Source organism: Vibrio hepatarius (assembly GCF_018860525.1).
In the GTDB taxonomy this organism is placed as follows: Bacteria; Pseudomonadota; Gammaproteobacteria; order Enterobacterales; family Vibrionaceae; genus Vibrio; species Vibrio hepatarius_B.
Genome location: NZ_JAHKPM010000004.1, coordinates 106,249 through 123,971, shown reverse-complemented (window position 1 = coordinate 123,971; position 17,723 = coordinate 106,249). Strand labels below are relative to the sequence as shown.

General features: G+C 39.4%; 15 protein-coding genes. 12 read left to right on the top strand and 3 right to left on the bottom strand.

Annotated features, from left to right (window positions below; all coding sequences use genetic code 11):
- Together KO511_RS00705 and KO511_RS00700 are read left to right on the top strand one after the other, a co-directional pair.
- A partial coding sequence (locus tag KO511_RS00705; protein WP_215985603.1) for a polymorphic toxin type 47 domain-containing protein occupies positions 1-973 on the top strand: 973 nt, incomplete at its 5' end.
- A gap of 7 nt (positions 974-980) precedes the next feature.
- A complete protein-coding gene (locus KO511_RS00700; RefSeq protein ID WP_215985602.1) occupies positions 981-1,400 on the top strand; it encodes a hypothetical protein in 420 nt (139 codons plus the stop codon).
- Between the two features lie 171 nt (positions 1,401-1,571).
- On the opposite strand, the gene KO511_RS00695 is transcribed toward KO511_RS00700, so the two are convergent.
- Positions 1,572-2,492 carry a DUF3541 domain-containing protein gene (locus tag KO511_RS00695; protein WP_215985601.1) on the bottom strand — a complete coding sequence of 307 codons (921 nt, stop codon included), beginning with the start codon at positions 2,490-2,492 and terminating at the stop codon, positions 1,572-1,574.
- Between the two features lie 154 nt (positions 2,493-2,646).
- Between KO511_RS00695 and KO511_RS00690 the strand changes: the two genes are divergently transcribed.
- The 3 genes from KO511_RS00690 to KO511_RS00680 all read left to right on the top strand — a co-directional run bounded on the left by KO511_RS00690 (position 2,647) and on the right by KO511_RS00680 (position 5,287).
- Entirely contained in the window at positions 2,647-3,606 is a 960-nt protein-coding gene (locus KO511_RS00690) for a transposase (RefSeq protein WP_215985600.1), read from the top strand.
- Between the two features lie 252 nt (positions 3,607-3,858).
- Entirely contained in the window at positions 3,859-5,031 is a 1,173-nt protein-coding gene (locus tag KO511_RS00685) for a pre-toxin TG domain-containing protein (RefSeq protein ID WP_215985599.1), read from the top strand.
- Positions 5,021-5,287, top strand: a complete 267-nt coding sequence (locus tag KO511_RS00680; protein ID WP_215985598.1) for a hypothetical protein — start codon at positions 5,021-5,023, stop codon at positions 5,285-5,287. Before KO511_RS00685 ends, KO511_RS00680 begins: the two co-directional genes overlap by 11 nt.
- Positions 5,288-5,519: 232 nt before the next feature.
- On the opposite strand, the gene KO511_RS00675 is transcribed toward KO511_RS00680, so the two are convergent.
- Positions 5,520-6,596, bottom strand: a complete 1,077-nt coding sequence (locus KO511_RS00675) for a DUF3541 domain-containing protein (RefSeq protein ID WP_215985597.1) — start codon at positions 6,594-6,596, stop codon at positions 5,520-5,522.
- A gap of 737 nt (positions 6,597-7,333) precedes the next feature.
- Here KO511_RS00675 and KO511_RS00670 point away from each other — a divergent pair.
- Positions 7,334-8,272 carry a LysR family transcriptional regulator gene (locus KO511_RS00670; protein ID WP_215985596.1) on the top strand — a complete coding sequence of 313 codons (939 nt, stop codon included), beginning with the start codon at positions 7,334-7,336 and terminating at the stop codon, positions 8,270-8,272.
- A 48-nt stretch (positions 8,273-8,320) separates the two neighbouring features.
- Here the strand turns inward: KO511_RS00670 and KO511_RS00665 are convergent, their stop codons facing one another.
- Positions 8,321-9,160: a hypothetical protein gene (locus KO511_RS00665; RefSeq protein WP_215985595.1), complete on the bottom strand. Its 840-nt coding sequence runs from the start codon at positions 9,158-9,160 to the stop codon at positions 8,321-8,323.
- Positions 9,161-9,261: 101 nt separating this feature from the next.
- On the opposite strand from KO511_RS00665, the gene KO511_RS00660 reads away from it, so the two are divergent.
- From KO511_RS00660 to KO511_RS00635, 6 genes are all read left to right on the top strand, one after another.
- The gene (locus tag KO511_RS00660; protein WP_215985594.1) at positions 9,262-11,151 is read left to right on the top strand and encodes a PAS domain-containing sensor histidine kinase; all 1,890 of its coding nucleotides are present in this window, start codon (positions 9,262-9,264) and stop codon (positions 11,149-11,151) included.
- A 76-nt stretch (positions 11,152-11,227) separates the two neighbouring features.
- Positions 11,228-12,082: a hypothetical protein gene (locus KO511_RS00655; protein ID WP_215985593.1), complete on the top strand. Its 855-nt coding sequence runs from the start codon at positions 11,228-11,230 to the stop codon at positions 12,080-12,082.
- Positions 12,083-12,818: 736 nt separating this feature from the next.
- Positions 12,819-13,838, top strand: a complete 1,020-nt coding sequence (locus tag KO511_RS00650) for a BspA family leucine-rich repeat surface protein (RefSeq protein WP_215985592.1) — start codon at positions 12,819-12,821, stop codon at positions 13,836-13,838.
- A 332-nt stretch (positions 13,839-14,170) separates the two neighbouring features.
- A complete protein-coding gene (locus KO511_RS00645; protein ID WP_215985591.1) occupies positions 14,171-15,286 on the top strand; it encodes a BspA family leucine-rich repeat surface protein in 1,116 nt (371 codons plus the stop codon).
- 356 nt (positions 15,287-15,642) lie between these two features.
- Positions 15,643-16,080: a BspA family leucine-rich repeat surface protein gene (locus tag KO511_RS00640; RefSeq protein ID WP_215985590.1), complete on the top strand. Its 438-nt coding sequence runs from the start codon at positions 15,643-15,645 to the stop codon at positions 16,078-16,080.
- Positions 16,081-16,118: 38 nt separating this feature from the next.
- The gene (locus tag KO511_RS00635) at positions 16,119-17,534 is read left to right on the top strand and encodes a BspA family leucine-rich repeat surface protein (protein ID WP_215985589.1); all 1,416 of its coding nucleotides are present in this window, start codon (positions 16,119-16,121) and stop codon (positions 17,532-17,534) included.
- The last annotated feature ends 189 nt before the right edge of the window (positions 17,535-17,723 follow it).

The window sequence follows — 17,723 nt, the reverse complement described above, 5'->3', positions numbered from 1 at the left end:
GGCCGGTGCCGATAGCCTGATAAATGGTCGGGACTTCGCAGATTCTTTTCTTGCATCGATACTACAAACTACGGCTAATGGTTACCTTCATGAATACATGAGTGATTTTTCTATACTTAGCCAGAGTTTTGTTTCCGGTATTGTTGGTGGTATGATCACCAGCGAGATTTATGGCGGTGACTTTGCTTCTAATTTTGCGCATGGTTTTGTTAGCTCCTATATCGACTATAGCCATAATGCGCTAGAGGGCGCTTTCGATACTGACGTTAGCTTAGTTGAAGCTATCGAGTTGACGATGGACTTTGTTCCTGTTGTCAGTAACCTTAAAGCGGCTTATGAGTTCAGTACTGGTGAGACGATATTTGGTGGTGTCGAACTTAGTGATCTAGACCGTAACCTTACAGGTGCAACGATACTGCTAGGTCCAGTCGGTAAGGCAGCAGCTAAAGCCGGTAAAGTTGCCTACAAAGCTTCACAACACACCGACGAAGCGGTTGATATGCTCAGCTCGAGCTCAAATGTGCATGATGCGTCTAATGTGCTTACTGCAAGCTCAAATGTGCATGATGCGGCTAATGCGACTGAAGTTGCGTTGGGTGGGGCTAGTGGTAATAAGCTTACTGGACGAGACTGGACATTTAACCCTGATCGGGACATCGACCTCAGAGGTGCAGGAAGTACCTACAGAGATGCATTAGATGAAGCATTTAAGAAAACTGGAGTTTCAAAAGAAAGGTTTGAAGTAACCAAGTGGGGTTATGATCGAAATGGCAAGAGCATTCCTGTTGAATATTCTGGTCCAAATGGAGCTAATGTTAATATTGACATACCAGATTTAAATAATGTCAAAGCAAGTGGAGAATTAGGTAAAGGTCCTTATCAACCACACATCGGTTACCAAACTCCAGGTAAAGGTAGAAACAAGGTTCGGGGACATATATTTGTAGATAATATCCCTGCAACGAGGGATTAAGATTTAGATGAAAAATGCAAAAGAGATTTTGGAAGTGTGCCGTGAGCTTGGTATCAAGTGTGAACTTCTCCCTAATGATGATGCAAAAATCTTTATAGATGGGGTTACTAAAAAATTTGAACCTAGTAAGACTGCTGGACACTTGTCAATCGAAAATGATTCAGTTTCCTTGCCTATTGAAGATTATGAGTATGAATACTCTTCGAGCTTACCAGAAGGAAAGGGATTTATATTCTTTGACCAATCAGGCAAGGACAAAAACTGTGTGGTAGAAATAGAAGATGTGCGGGTGATTGGGGCAATTATGGAAAATGCTTTTGGTATGGAATATTTTGTCTCGGATAGCAATAATGATTATTTAGTATGTGTAAGTTGGTATGCAGTTGAATTTAAAGGACTAATTAGTATTAATTCCATTAAAAATTAATAAAATTAAAAAGGACACACACTCAATCTTATAGTGTGCTGAACTAAAACCCAAGGCCTCGCAATATGTGAGGCTTTTTTACTTTAAAAATCACAAGGGCACACACCTCAATAGAGTTTCCCTTGTAAATATGTAGGATTTTCTTGAATCAGTTGACATTACACCTTCTTGCTACTTTGCAACCAGACCATAAGGTAAGGTTGGAAAGAGGTGAGGGCTCTGCTGTATATTTACTGAACTATTGGTCCCTTGCCAATTTAAAAGGATCGCTGAAAGAACATTACGATGCTCTCCTTTACTAATATCTGCACTTTCGGTGGTACTGAGTACTATATTATGTTTGGGGTCGATGCTGTTTAGAATATGGCGCTGTGTTTTAATCAGTGCTGGGTCGTCATGTAGATCTGCTAATAAAAACACTATGCCTGATTCTGCAATCACATCTTCTTTTGTTCTTGCAATAATGGTGTCTATATTGCTGCGAAAATAGTCATAAACCCACTGGTAGTCTTTCTCGTTAATAGATTGCTGATAATAGCCAGATGCAGCGATAATAATATGCGTCAGGCCGTAAATTTTGTTGGAATATTGTTGATCAGTTAGCTGAGTATCAAGATGGTCAGGATAAGCCTTCTTAAACGCTGAGATATACACATCAACAATATCTTGAACACCCAGCTGTTTTAACCAATAGACCTGATTAGACAGTTGGGCGGCCCACGCTTTGATCATATCCGGGTCTGTCGCATAGTTTGTGAAATCATAATGGTTGAGTAGCGCACGTAATTTGTCATCTTGAATATGTTTGAGTCCTAACTCATCCGCTCGAGCCATTGAGCCAATAAGATTAACAGCAAGCTCTATATATTCTGGATATTGTTGGAGCGTTTTCTTTCTTAATGATTCTTTTACTGGGTCTGAGTTTTGGTAGCGTTTATCGATATTTTTGGATGCTTGTGTAATAAGAAGGGGGCTGTGTAACTCATTGGCGATTCGGTTCAGGTTACTGGCTACACGAGCAGTATCAACCCAAATTCCCGTCTGATAACTGCTATCGCCTGTCTGACGATAGGAGTACTTACAAGGACACACACTAAATCCACATAGTGTGCTGAACTAAATACATTACGAGGACACACACCTAAAGTATGAAATAAGTGTGGTTATCCCCTAAGCACTTGTTGCACCACAACTCTTTCAATTAGCTTTTACTATATTTTCTTACTCGTTGAGTGAGGAAAAACCAATGACCACCGCCAGAAAACAGCTCGTCTCTCCTGACGTCACATCCTACTATCACTGCGTTTCACGTTGCGTAAGGCGCAGTTTTCTATGCGGGGAAGATGCCGTTACTCAAAAAAACTACGAACATCGAAGAGACTGGATAGTACAGAAAATATATGCCCTATCTAGTGTCTATTGTATTGATATTTGTGCTTATGCCATCATGAGTAATCACTACCATCTGGTTGTAAGTATTAACAAAGATAGAGCGTTCACATTGTCCGCTCATGAGGTGGTTGCACGCTGGGGTCAATTACATAAGTTACCTCACTTAATCCACCGCTGGATGAATAGTGAATTAACCAGCGAGTCTGAGACAGAGAAATGCTTTGAAATTATCGAGCAATGGAGAGGGCGACTCTGGAATTTAAGCTGGTACATGAAAGAGCTCAACTTTGATATCGCTTGCCGAGCAAATCATGAAGATAAGTGCACTGGCCATTTCTGGGAAAGTCGATTTAAAAGCCAAGCCTTATTGGATGAGAAAGCACTCGCAGCAGCCATGATTTATGTGGACTTAAACCCCATACGTGCTGGTATCGCCGACACACCCGAGACCTCAGATTATACCTCTGTAAAAGCTCGTATTGATGCGTTAAAGCAACCGCTATCCACCGCTCCGTGCCTACATCCTTTTATCGGCAATCCAACCAATGCCATGCAAGAAGGTATTCCTTTTCGTTTGATGGATTATCTTGAATTAGTTGATTGGTCCGCTCGTCAGGTAAGAGCGAATAAAGCTTCTATGGATTCAAGGCTGCCAAACATCTTACAGCGCTTAGATTTCAATATGAATGGGTGGTTAAAGGTCTGTACCTGTTTGGAGAAATCACATTCAACGGCAATTGGCTCCAGAGCTCAAGCTGTTGCCGCTAAATCTGTACTTAATAAGGCAAGAATTCATTTTTATTCGCTTGAGTGATTTTCAGCCAGTCAGATCATGATTACATTCATCACTTTGAGTCAGCTCGACCACATTAGCTGTTTATAGGCTATCCAATACATCTGAAACTCTAACCATCCAAGAATACTCAATTAGGCAGTCGCACTACTTGAGGTCGGTGATTAGCATTTAACAGGTTAAATACTCACTTTGGAGTAATATCGGCTGCTTTAAAGCATGTTACTATGGTGTGTGTCCCCGTAATTCTTCCTGGGCGTCACTGGCGCGACGATGACAACCGCTGGTGTATTAGCTAATACAGCCGCAGGTATTGCGACGCAAGTTCTTACGGGTATATCGGCAGGCGCAGTAACCGCTGCTAGTGGACATTTAATATCTAATAAGGGTCGTCTAAAAGGAATTGAAAAATCCATTTTGTATGGTGCTGCGGCTGGAGGTATAGCAGCTGGAGTTGCCCATGGTGTGATGGAAAGCCAGTTCATGACTAGCCTCGTAGGCGATGGAACGACGCTGGCAAGCTCGGTCAACAATGTTATTAAAAGTGTTGGAATGGCCGGTGCCGATAGCCTGATAAATGGTCGGGACTTCGCAGATTCGTTTCTTGCATCGATACTACAAACTACGGCTAATGGATACGTTCATGAATACATGAGTGATTTTACTGTACTTAGTCAGAGTTTTGTCTCTGGCGTAGTGGGTGGTATGATCACCAGCGAGATTTATGGCGGGGACTTTGCTTCTAATTTTGCGCATGGCTTTATTGGTTCATATATCGATTATACTCATAATGAGCTCGGGGGAATGTTAGACTTTGACTTCAGCCTAGTTGAAGCTATTGAACTGACGATGGACTTTGTTCCTGTTGTCAGTAACCTTAAAGCGGCTTATGAGTTCAGTACTGGTGAGACGATATTTGGCGGGGTTGAACTCAGTGACCTAGATCGAAACCTTGCAGGTGCAACGATACTGCTAGGTCCAGTCGGTAAAGCTGCCGTTAAAACGGGTAAAGCCGCTTATACGGTAGCGAAACACTCCGATGACGCGGTTGATATGCTCACCGCAAGCTCAAAGGTGCATGATGCGACTAGGGCGACTGATGCTGCGTTGTCCATACGGAATAGTAGTGATAAAGGTCAGCTTTGGACTAACACTAAGAAAAAAACAGGTGTTGAAAATGCCCTTGGTCATTGGAAAAAACATGGAGCAGAGTTTCCGGAACTACAGAATGCTAAGAAGTATGTGGAAGCTACCAATAATTTTCTAAACCATCCTCCTACTGGTACATTAACCAAGACTCGTTCTAATGGCGATGTGGTAAGATACAATGAGCAGTCCAACACTTTCGGTGTAATGACAAAAGAGGGAACTCCTCGTACAATGTTTAAGCCTGATCCTAAGCAACACGGTTTTGAAACAAACTTGGAGTACTTCAATGACCAGTAAAGCGCAACTTGCCTGTCGGGTGTGTGGGTTGATTCAAATCGAGCCCCCATGGGGGAAAGATGGTAATTCACCTAATTATGAAATATGTGATTGCTGTGGAGTCGAATTTGGGTATGAGGATAGCTCTTTAACCGGAATTAAAAACTACAGGAAAAAATGGCTGCAAACAGGAAAAAACTGGGTATCCAAGGATGATATGCCAGAAAATTGGAATGTGGACGAGCAACTAAAAAATATTCCTGTACAGTACACTTAAATTTTTAAAATACATACAGCTGAACCCAAGGCCTCGCAACATGCGAGGCCTTGTTAATAAAATCTAGACTCTTATTTGTTATCTTGATAATTACAAGGACATACACCGCAATAGAGACGGCATGATAATTACAAGGACACACACCGCAATAGCTTCCCCTAGCTACCACTGAATTCCTTAAATTAGTGTTTATCTATCTAACTCTCGAATCATTTGACGTTACACCTTCTTGCTACTTTACAATCAGACCATAAGGTAAGGTTGGAAAGAGGTGAGGGCTCTGCTGTATATTTACTGAGCTATTGGTCCCCTGCCAATTTAAAAGGATCGCTGAAAGAACGTTACGATGCTCTCCTTTACTAATATCTGCGCTTCCGGTGGTACTGAGTATCATATTATGTTTGGGGTCGATGCTGTTTAAAATATGGCGCTGTGTTTTAATCAGTGCTGGGTCATCATTTAACCCCGCTAATAAAAACACTATACCTGATTCTGCAATCACATCTTCTTTTGTTCTCGCAATAATGGTGTCTATGTTGCTGCGAAAATAGTCATAAACCCACTGATAGTCTTTCTCGTTAATAGAATGCTGATAATACCCAGATGCAGCGATAATAATATGCGTCAGCCCATAAATCTTATTGGAATATTGTTGATCCGTCAGCTGAGCATCAAGATGGTCAGGGTAAGTCTTCTTAAAAGCTGATGTATATTCATCAACTATATCTTGAACACCCAGCTGTTTAAGCCAATAAACCTGATTAGACAGTTGGGCGGCCCATGCTTTAATCATATCTGGGTCTGTCGCATAGTTTGTGAAATCATAATGGTTGAGTAGCGCACGTAATTTGTCATCTTGAATATGTTTAAGTCCTAACTCATCCGCTCGAGCCATTGAGCCAATAAGACTAACAGCGAGCTCTATATATTCTGGATATTGTTGGAGCGTTTTCTTTCTTAATGATTCTTTTACCACGTCTGAGTTTTGGTAGCGTTTATCGATATTATTAGAAGCTTGCTCAATAAGAGAGGGGCTATATAACTCATTGGCGATTCGGTTTAGGTTACTGGCTACACGAGCACTATCAACCCAAATTCCTGTCTGATAACTGCTATCGCCTGTCTGACGATACATGCGAATAGCGTAATGGCCAAGTTTAAATGGAGGGAGAGAAAGCAGGTGTTGTTGATACGTGGTTTTTATCTGCTCTGAACCGGCAATAAAGTCTTGCGTAGATGGTGGTGTTGCGGCGTGACTGCAAAGACTAATAGTAGATGTGAGAACGAGAATGCTCCAATGCTTTTTCATAAATGTTCCAAACTTAAGTTAGTCAGACACATATACCACAATTCAGTCGGATTTTTTGTTAGCGAAATGTGCAAACTATGCAAGGGCTGCACATTTTGAAATGTATTCCTCGATTCACGTGAGACTTTTCACGGTGTATCAATAAAAACAATATTTTTTAGGAGGTAAGTCAGCGAGGGCACATACCATAAGTATGGAAATTCGTGGGATGAAGGGTTAATAAAGATGTACTGATCAACATCACCGATGAAGATAATGCAACCTTGATCCCTTTATAGTTCATACTAATCTGATTAGATTATTAAACTATCAAAACATAAAATTCATCTATATCTCATTTCTTATAACATAATTAACCTTTACTTAATGAAGAGTGTTTTTAATTAAAAGTTAAAACTCTTTTAATATTAATTTAATCATTAATTCTATTTTTATTTTTACGAAAATTTCATATTTTATAAAAAGAGAGTTGTGGTTGTGGATATGCTTGAGCAACAAAATATTACACTTTTATTTCATTGTGAAAATAAAAAAACCTGTTCAAAATGCTATCGATTTATTTGTAATTATATGAATTTAAAATGAATTTATTTCTGTTGGATTCTGGTGTCTATAATTTTTTAAAGTTATGTTTTGTTGTGCATATAAAATATTCTATATATATGATGTATATTCCCGATCTTGTTGGAGAGAAGAAATTAAAATATTGAGACAATATTGGCTAGTAGAGTGAACATATGGAAAACATGAAACGTTACTGTATATTTTCTGTTGTTGCAGAATCCGAAAGTATGACTGCGGCTTCAAAAAAATTAGGTATGTCTCCGTCAGCAATTAGCCAGAATATATCCCTGTTGGAAGAATCGTTGGGTGTTACCTTGATCTACCGATCTACCCGTGGTTTATCTTTGAGCGAAGCAGGAAGAGTGCTGGCGAGCGAGTATAAAAAGATGCATAGCCATTTTTGTCACTTCAAAGAAAGTATTAGTGATTGTAAAGAGCATTTTTCAGGGACGATAAAAATAGCGACTAGCTGTGGTATGGCTCAGGAAGTGTTATCACAAGCATTTGAGAAGTTTATACCCCAATACCCGCAGTTGAATTTTCATATAATCGCTGAGGACGAATTGAGAGACGCAATTAGTGAAGGGGTAGATATTGCTATTAGGATTGGAAAACTCAAAGACAGCAACTTAGTGTATCGGCCTGCAGGTGAGCTAGAAACGGTACTGGTCGCTTCCCAACAATATCTTGATGAGCATGGAATGCCTCTAAGCATTAATGATTTAGAAGGGCATTTATGGCTAAGGGGCTCATCATGTGGTATGGAAAGGAGGATTAATGAGATGCTAAAGGATTCTAAGCCATTAAAATTTAATATCAAATTAGAAAGCAACAATATAATGGTTTGTCGCGCTTTCGCCATCGCTCATCAAGGGGTCACCATTTTACCCCGGTGTTTTGTGAAAGATGCACTGCAATCAGGTCAGCTTATTACACTACTACCAGACATCGTTTGGCCTTCTGTTGAGGCTCAAATTCTCACGGCTAGTCGCGTCTTACCAAGAAAGGTTAAAGTTGTGATTGATCATTTAAAGGCTTATTTTAAGTGCCAACTGTCATTAAGCAACTCCTCGGAAGTTGGTAAGGGAAACGTGAAAAAACAGACTAGGTGAGGCCGATATTCAAATTTTTTATCAACTCAAATCGATAATAAAAGTGACTTATGGTACGTACCACCATTTATCATCGATCGCTTTAAAACCCTCGGTGAGAGTTGGGCTTGGTATGTTAATATGGGTGCGCTCTTCGAGATTGGCCTTGATAAACGCATCGCTAGAGAAAGGGTGGTTGATCAGTAAATCCCGTAAGCTGCCGTCTTCAAATGCTGCTTCTAGGCCTTTGGTTAACATATCTTCTAACTCTTTATCATTATTGCGGATATAGAAAAAACGCCCATAGGGATAAATCAGAACTAATTGATTCTCGACTACAAGCTGTTTCTGGGTTCCACGATAGGTTTCAAGAAACTGATGAACTTCTGTTGCGCCTAGTGGGAACAAATCGAACCGTTTCCCTCCGACCATTTTGATTAAAATTTCGATACGTGGCGCAGTGGTCACCTGAAGTCCTGCTGCTTCTAATATTCGTATATCTCCCCAGCCTTGACCTTGGCCTATAACGAACTGACTCAATTGTGATATATCTTTTACATTTCTAACTTTAGTTTGAGTATCTTGATGAATGATAAATAGTCTCCACCCTGTGAGACCTAAATCGATAGGGAGGTAAATGGGCTTAAATCTGCCATCGAGCGTTTCATCAAAACCAGTATCAAAAATGTCAAGTTGCCCATTTTCAACTAATTGCCGAACTCGGTTTTGGTTGACTTCATTAGAGTCAACAATAGCCGTCATATTGGCTTCTGATTTTTCAATCGCTAATTTGAGCATAGCAAGCCCAATAGATTGTTGGCCAATTCCGTCAAGGTTGGGATAACGTACTTCTCTAGCATATAGGGTACTTGAAAGGCTAAACAGTAGCATCAGGAAATACACTTTCATAATGAGTTCTCAGCGTATGAATATGAATTTTAGTATAGTTATTTGTTAGTAACCCTCCAGTTGACACTATAATTTATACACGGATTTGTAGAGATAGTTTGATGAGCAAAGGGCAGGTCAGTAGAATTGGCCGTCGTGTACTCCTTATATTGGTCGCGGTCAGCAGTATTATAACCCTAACAACAACAGGGTTGCAGTTATACTGGGACTATGATCGTGAGTTTAGCGATGTTGAGTCAACACATAGAGAGATCAGGCAGGTTTATTCTGGATTGCTTGCGACGTCTTTGTGGTTTTATGATATTCCTTCATTGCAGAAAAGGCTTGAAGAGCTGACTATGCTGCCCAAAGTCGACTACCTTGAAGTTCGCCTAGACGGTGAGGTGATTTCATCTGGTATAAAGCCTGAAGGGAGTTATGTCACTAGTGAGTTCAACATTCAATACTTAGATCAAAATACCCAGTTAGAAGCGGTGGTCGGGGAGCTTGCCGTTATGTCTAACTCAGAAAAAATCTACCATTTTTTAATTCATCAGTTTTTTATTAGTCTTTTGCTAAATACGATAAGAACCTTTTTAGTGTGTAGCATTTTATTTTGGGTTTTTCATAAGAGCATAAACAACAGAGTTATCAACATTGTCAGGCATTTACGCCATTACTCTCCTCGTTACGCCACGACCAGTTTACAAATGAATGATAAGCACTGGACAATCGAAGACAGAGATGAATTGAGTTGGGTTGCTGATGAAATCAATAAGCTTACCTGCACTTTTACCAAGTTATATCAAAGCATCAAATCTGAGCAAGAAAAGCTGCAAGATTTCACTTATGTCTCTTCAGATTGGTTATGGGAAACGGATCAAACGCATAGGCTGAGTTTTTGTTCTGAACCAATGAGAATTGCACTTGGAATTAGTGGCGATCAAATGCCGGTGGTGCATAAGATCGAAGGGTTTAAGAAGTCATCAAAACTAATTGAAAAACTTGAACAAAAGAAAAGTTTTTCAATGTGTCAAGATGAGATTGAGTTTGATGGTAAAGCTTACTATTTCGTGTTTCAGGCAATCGCCAAGCACAGTGATAATACTTTTATTGGCTTTAGAGGTACGGCAATTAATGTCACAGAACTTAAGCAAGCTCAGTTTGAGTTAGAAAAGCTTAATCATACGTTAGAAGACACAATTGCAGCGCGAACCCAAGCGTTACAAGAAAGCTTGAGAGAACTTGAGAGCACGCAAGAAAAGCTTGTTGAATCGGAAAAAATGGCAGCATTGGGTGGTTTAGTTGCAGGGGTAGCTCACGAAGTGAATACACCACTTGGCATTGCGGTCACTGCTACTTCACTAGTCGAAGACAGCTTGAATAAACTCAGTAGCAGCTTTGACAATCAGACACTAACCACAACAGAGTTTACCAGCGAAAGCCAAGTTATGGATAAAGGGCTGTCTATGCTTAAAGCAAATCTAGAACGTGCCTCTGTACTAATTAAAGACTTTAAGCGTACCGCAGTAGATCAAATTTCAGAAAACCAGACTGAATTTAATGTCCACCAGTTACTGGACACACTTTTGATTAGCCTCAAACCTGAGACAGAAACTTTCCCTGTCAATATTGACCTAGTTGGTAAACAAAATCTTATGATGGATAGTCTTCCTGGTGTTTTGACTCAGGTTATGACCAATTTGGTCCTCAACAGTATTTATCATGCTTTTGAGCAAAGTAGAGAGCTAGCAAATATTATGATCAGTTACCAGCAATCTGAGCACCAAGTCATTTTTGTTTATCAAGATAATGGTAAAGGTATCGCTCTTGATCAACAGCAAAAAGTCTTTGAACCCTTTTATACCACTAGACGTGGAAGTGGGGGATCTGGTTTAGGTTTGACTATGGTATACAATTTGGTTAACCAGAAACTAAAAGGGGAGATCCGACTGGAATCTGACATTGGCCAAGGAGTTCGCTATGTCATAACTGTGCCTATGCGGCTATAGTTTTTTGTTAGTAGATGAAAATAGGCTCTTCTGACTAAACTTAACAGTTCATACCTTAGAGAAGGAAAGCTAAATTATGATTCAGTATATATACCGAGTTGGCTTGACATTAATGCTTTGTTTAACCAGCACATTTGCTTTTGGACAAGAAATTAAATATCCCAATATTGATGGAATCGGTAAAGAATCGATAGGATTGGCTGTGCTTGAATTAGCGCTGAGTAAGTCGGGGACCAATTATTCGGTTACCGTCGATAAAAGAAGCGTAAACCAGAATCGAGCCAGAAGCATGGTTGAGTCTCGTGAGTTAGATGTCTTTGATACTGGATTTCAAAAAGATCTTGAACAGAGATTCTTACCGATTTATCTCCCTCTTGAAATGGGTTTACTCGGTTGGAGGGTGCCTATTGTTCACCGCGATACTGAAGCTAAACTGAGTAATGTAGAAAATTTAAATCAACTTACTCAATTTAGTGTTGGTCAAGGCCAAGGGTGGGGAGATATTCCTATATTAGAGAATGCTGGTTTTAAGGTGGTGACAGCGTCTAAGATAGAAAAGTTAATCAAAATGGTTGATGGGCAACGCTTTGATTTATTCCCTTTAGGTGCGACAGAAGTCTATCAATTTTTGGAAAAATTTGGTGCTGGGAGTAAAAACTTAATTGTGGATTCAAATGTGACTATTGTTTATCCCTACGGTCGATTTTTCTATGTCACCAAAGATCACCTTAAATTAGCAGATGCAATAACAACGGGGATGGAAAATGCTCTGGCTGACGGCAGTTTAGTGAATTTGTTGAAGCAACATCCATTTTCAAAGGACGCGTTTGATAAGGCAGGTCTAACTAATCGTACTAGGATTGACATAGAAAGCCCAGATACGAATGAAAGCTTTAGCCAAATCGATAGTCGGTGGTGGTATACACCCTAATTAATTAAAATTATCGTCAATACAGCAGCGAGAGGTAAGTGTATTTTTGCCTCTTGTTGCAAAGGTTACCTGTGTCAAGGTCTCTTTCCTCGCCATATTTAAATCAATCACTTCATCTTTGTGCCTACGCAAGGTGTTATTTTTATGGAAATATATAAAAAGTTGCGCTGAATAACCCCTTTCCTGTCAATTGATTGAACAATCTATCGTGATCTAACCCCACCTTTTAGTCCCCAACTGTGACAAATGTGAAATAGGACTTTTTAGCAGATTGCAAAGTTATAAATGATTGATTTATAATTAAAAACATCAATTTAACAATAATGAAACAAAAATATATTAATTTACATTGTTGCTACTAGTTCATATGTTCTAATAGATGCATAAAAGAAAGAACTGCCCTCCAACCACAAACTACCTTGTTCGGCTTAAACATAACAACTGTAGTTTGTTGCTGTGGCGCAATGGACTCTAAATTGTCCCGACAATAATAATCATAACTGCACCAATGGTGTGTAGTAGTCAGGTCACAAACATAAGTGGCTTATTCATAAAAGACAGGTTTTTAGTCAGAGCACTTCTCACCTTATGACCAATATAAAACGCACGTTTTCTGGTGCGACTCGCGTGAACAGAATTTACGACGTGTGCTGCTTAATTATTGGCGCATTGGGTGGTTTGCTTGATCCACATCCTCGTATTTTCTCAACAACGTCGATACGTACTAGGAAAAAAAATGATAAATACAATAACGTCAGTTATATTTGGCGCAGCTGCGCTTGCTAGTCACAGTGTTTACTCGATTGATATCGCCATAAAATGTCCAGACGAACCGATCAATTCTATGATGTTAGTAAACGATCAGGTGTACGTTGTGGTTGATAACGACATTATACGCAATAAAGCTTTACTGGTTAATCTGGAGCAAGGAAATATTCGATTCTGTACAACCCAAGTCACCAGTATGAAGTCTTTATTTAAAGGTCGTAAACAGTTTAATGCCAGTATTGGTGATTGGGATACGTCAAATGTAACTGATATGTCCTCAATGTTTTATTGGGCTGAAGCGTTTAACCAAGATATTGGCCATTGGGACACATCAAAAGTAACAACCATGCAAGAAATGTTTTACGGATCAAGATCGTTTAACCAAATTATTGGCCATTGGGATACATCAAAAGTGACCAATATGGACTCGATGTTTTTTTGGGCGAGTATATTTAATCAAGATATTGGCTATTGGGACACATCTAGCGTGGGAACAATGGCTTGGATGTTTTTTGGGGCAAAAAGGTTTAATCAAGATATTGGCTACTGGGATACGTCTAAAGTAAGATGGATGCATTCAATGTTTGGCGGGGCAGAGACGTTTAATCAAAATATTGGCCGCTGGGATACCTCACATGTACTTAATATGTATGAAATGTTCTATAAAGCTCAAAAGTTTAACCAAGACATCAGCCGATGGAATACCTCTAACGTGTCTTCCATGTATCGAATGTTTGTTGGTGCTGGTTCGTTTAACCAAGATATTGGTCGCTGGGATACGTCAAATGTTACTCATATGAAACAAATGTTTGATCATGCGGTTAGTTTTTCGCAAGACTTAAGCCAATGGAACGTCGCTAGGGTGAGTAATTACAGCCAATTTTCAACTGGTAGTTCATTAGCGCCAGTACAAAAACCTCACTTTATTGATTCATCTTGGCTGGATAATAAAGAGCCGGAGCCGAGATATTATACTCATAATCATTAAGAGATTTACGATTCTTCCATCATAACAGCTTCACCAATGTGAGGCTGTTTATTGTTTAAAACAAAATTCATTATATGGCATTAATAAAAACACATAAATAAATCGCCACTATTTAAATTTATAATAACAGATAACATAGTCATTATGTTCGTGTTTTGATGAGGCATAAGTTTACTTTTTTGAATAGTTAAAATTAAATGTAATAAAAAATGTATTTTTAACGGTTATAATCGATATAAATGTTTAATGATTTATATGTAATTGAAAAAAGACTTATTTAGTAGCTTTCTTCTTAATTTTCCAACAGCGTCTATTCAAACTAGGAAATAATAATGACAAAAAAAACCAATTCTTTATTTATAGGCTTATTAATTCTTATCAGTCAATATGCTTTCGCCATAGACATTGCGGTAAAGTGCCCGGATAAGCAGGTTAATTCAGTGCTAATCGAAAAAGGGCAAATGTATGTTGTCGTGGATAACGCGCTTATTCGTAACCAAACCATGCTGGACAAACTTGAGCAAGGGCACGTAGGCTTTTGCACTACCCAAGTGACTAATATGGATATGGTATTCTATGATAGAAAAACGTTTAATGCGGATATAAGCGACTGGGATACCTCTAATGTTACCAGTATGCACTCGATGTTTTTATATGCAGAAGCGTTTAATCAAGATATTGGCTTTTGGGATACGGCTAATGTTACCAATATGCTGCAAATGTTTTCTTTCGCCAAAGCCTTCAATCAAAATATAGGCCACTGGGATACCGCCAGTGTCACAGACATGCAGTCTATGTTTCATAAAGCCCAAGCTTTCAATCAAGATATCGGTCATTGGGATACATCCAAAGTGACCAATATGTTTGGCATGTTTTATCAAGCGGATGCTTTTAATCAAGATATCAGTCATTGGGGCACCGCCAATGTAACGAACATGAATAACATGTTTCAAGGCGCTGGCGTATTCAACGCGAATATTGGCAGTTGGGATACCTCCAAAGTCACTACTATGGACTACATGTTTAATGGTGCAGAAGCGTTTAACCAAGATATAGGCCACTGGAACACCTCCCAAGTCACCAGTATGCAAGGAATGTTTATGGTAGCTTATCGCTTTAACCAAGATATTGGTCATTGGGATATGTCGAAGGTGACGAATATAAACCGAATGTTTCTGGGCGGCTATGCGTTTAATCAAGATATAGGTCACTGGGATACCTCCAAGGTGACCGATATGTCAGGTGCCTTCAACGCGGCGCTTTTATTTAACCAAGATATTGGCCATTGGGATACCTCCAATGTGGTCAATATGAAAGAGATGTTCTCTCAAGCCACTCGGTTTTCACAAGACCTAAGCAATTGGAATGTTAGCCAAGTGACTGAGCATACGGATTTTGCCAAAGACAGTATATTAACTGAGGAGCAGCTGCCGATATTTACCCAGTAGTTGATAATTTTCTACGCATTATTATTTTTGCCTAAAGCCTCACATTCATGAGGCTTTGTTATTTAAATCTGTCATAGAGTAAAAAATATAAATGAGGAGCAATGTAGGAGCTAAAAGCCATAGGGGTAATAAGGTGTTCGATTAAATGTAAACTTTTAGAATGTCAATATAGTTTTCATTAAGATTATCAATTTAATGATTCATCATAATGACTTAAATAACATTAAATTACATCCCATGCGTGACATTAATATCATTATTATATTGGGAATGCATCAAGATAAAAAATAGTTTTAACTTTAATTATTTACGGCAATATAATGTTGCTACTCATTATAATAAATAATATATCAATCATGAAATTAACGTCTATTATTCTAGCCTGCATGGCTTTGGGTAGTGCAGCCAGCTTTGCCGAAGAAGATCATTCCATTCGTTGTGATGCCAATCCTCCGGGTAGTGTGGTGATAATTGATGAGCGCTTATATGTGGTGGTCGATAATGGGCTATTGCGCCAAGAAGATTACTGGCAAAACTTTATCCACGGTAAGATAGAGTTGTGCACAAGTCATGTCACTGATATGAGCGATTTATTTGCTCAATCACCCTATTTTAATTACGACATCAGTCAATGGGATACGCGCCGCGTGACCAATATGGATCGCATGTTTAAAGGAGCAAAGCGCTTTAAGCAAGATTTATCCAATTGGTCGGTGGAAAAGGTCACTCGCCATCAAGATTTCGCCCTGCAAAGCGGCCTACCTGATTATTACCTGCCGCAATTTCAATCCTAATTTCTGTTAATAATGTCTATTCAACCTAGGAACTAACCATGAAAAAAAACCTTCTGTCACTGCTTGTCGGGGCAGCAGCACTTGCCAGCCAACAGGCGCACGCCATCGATATTTCAGTCAAATGCCCAGATCAGCCCGTCAATTCCGTGCTACTGGAAAATGGTAAAGTGTATGTGGTGGTCGACAACGACCTGATTAAAAACCAAACCCTGCTCGACAACCTAGAAAAAGGCCATATTGGCTTTTGTACCACCCAAGTCACCAAGATGAATAGCGTGTTCTACGAAAGAACCACCTTTAATGCCGATATCAGCGATTGGGACACCTCTAATGTCACCTCTATGAATAGTGTGTTTTATAAAGCGAAAGCCTTTAATCAAGATATCGGTCACTGGGATACCTCAAATGTCACCTCAATGGGTTGGATGTTTTTAGCAGCGAAAGCCTTTAATCAAGATATCGGCAACTGGAACACCTCTAATGTGACTAGCATGAAGTCCATGTTTGATGGCGCAGATGCTTTTAATCAAAATATAGGTCATTGGAATACCTCTGTTGTGACTAATATGGCGCGTATGTTTTATTTGGCAAAGGCTTTTAATCAAGATATAGGTCACTGGGATACCTCTAACGTCACTGATATGGCTGCCATGTTTCATTTTGCAAAGGCTTTTAATCAAGATATAGGTCATTGGGATACGTCTAATGTGCTTAATATGCGTTATATGTTTAAAGACGCGAAAGCTTTTAATCAAGATATAGGTCATTGGGATACCTCTAACGTGACTAATATGTGGTCCATGTTTTATTTGGCAAGGGCTTTTAATCAAGATATCGGTCACTGGGATACCTCTAATGTAACTGGTATGGGGTCCATGTTTTATGGTGCAGATGCTTTTAATCAAGATATCGGTCATTGGGATACCTCTAAAGTGAGGTATATGGATCGCATGTTTACAGGGGCAAATTCATTTAATCAAGATATCGGTCACTGGGACACCTCTAATGTGACTGATATGAGGCACATGTTTCTTTCGGCAGATGCTTTTAATCAAAATATAGGGCACTGGGATACCTCTAACGTGACTAATATGGGGTCCATGTTTTATGGTGCAGATGCTTTTAATCAAGATATCGGTTATTGGGATACGTCTAATGTGACTAATATGGGGAACATGTTTTCTAGGACAAAAGCTTTTGACCAGGATATAGGTAACTGGGATACATCTAATGTAACTGATATGACAAAGATGTTTGAAAAAGCAAAAGCTTTTAACCAAGATATCGGCAATTTGGATACGTCAAGTGTCGCCAATATGAAAGAGATGTTTAAAGACAATGCCATCTTTTCACAAGACTTAAGCAATTGGAATGTTAGCCAAGTGACTGAGCATACCGATTTTGCTAAAGACAGCATATTGACTGAGGAACAGCTGCCGATATTTACCCAGTAGCGGCTTACACTATTAGATCTACTACTTAGCTTTGAGCCTCGCACAAGCGGGGCTTTTTACTTAAGGTCAGAGAAAGGGAGAATGCTTAACTGATAACCTTCATTGTACCTTGGCGGTGATTTTTCCTCGGTAATGTGAGTCGAGGTTAAAATTTTATTTCGACATTTTTAGGTTCGATGCTAAGTTGAG

What these genes read in the sequence shown, in the direction of transcription:
- KO511_RS00675 (WP_215985597.1), bottom strand. Translation starts at nt 6,596, where the DNA reads ATGAAAAAGCATTGGAGCATTCTCGTTCTCACATCTACTATTAGTCTT.
- KO511_RS00680 (WP_215985598.1), top strand. Translation starts at nt 5,021, where the DNA reads ATGACCAGTAAAGCGCAACTTGCCTGTCGGGTGTGTGGGTTGATTCAA.
- KO511_RS00670 (WP_215985596.1), top strand. Translation starts at nt 7,334, where the DNA reads ATGGAAAACATGAAACGTTACTGTATATTTTCTGTTGTTGCAGAATCC.
- KO511_RS00700 (WP_215985602.1), top strand. Translation starts at nt 981, where the DNA reads ATGAAAAATGCAAAAGAGATTTTGGAAGTGTGCCGTGAGCTTGGTATC.
- KO511_RS00660 (WP_215985594.1), top strand. Translation starts at nt 9,262, where the DNA reads ATGAGCAAAGGGCAGGTCAGTAGAATTGGCCGTCGTGTACTCCTTATA.
- KO511_RS00635 (WP_215985589.1), top strand. Translation starts at nt 16,119, where the DNA reads ATGAAAAAAAACCTTCTGTCACTGCTTGTCGGGGCAGCAGCACTTGCC.
- KO511_RS00645 (WP_215985591.1), top strand. Translation starts at nt 14,171, where the DNA reads ATGACAAAAAAAACCAATTCTTTATTTATAGGCTTATTAATTCTTATC.
- KO511_RS00640 (WP_215985590.1), top strand. Translation starts at nt 15,643, where the DNA reads ATGAAATTAACGTCTATTATTCTAGCCTGCATGGCTTTGGGTAGTGCA.
- KO511_RS00650 (WP_215985592.1), top strand. Translation starts at nt 12,819, where the DNA reads ATGATAAATACAATAACGTCAGTTATATTTGGCGCAGCTGCGCTTGCT.
- KO511_RS00685 (WP_215985599.1), top strand. Translation starts at nt 3,859, where the DNA reads ATGACAACCGCTGGTGTATTAGCTAATACAGCCGCAGGTATTGCGACG.
- KO511_RS00690 (WP_215985600.1), top strand. Translation starts at nt 2,647, where the DNA reads ATGACCACCGCCAGAAAACAGCTCGTCTCTCCTGACGTCACATCCTAC.
- KO511_RS00665 (WP_215985595.1), bottom strand. Translation starts at nt 9,160, where the DNA reads ATGAAAGTGTATTTCCTGATGCTACTGTTTAGCCTTTCAAGTACCCTA.
- KO511_RS00655 (WP_215985593.1), top strand. Translation starts at nt 11,228, where the DNA reads ATGATTCAGTATATATACCGAGTTGGCTTGACATTAATGCTTTGTTTA.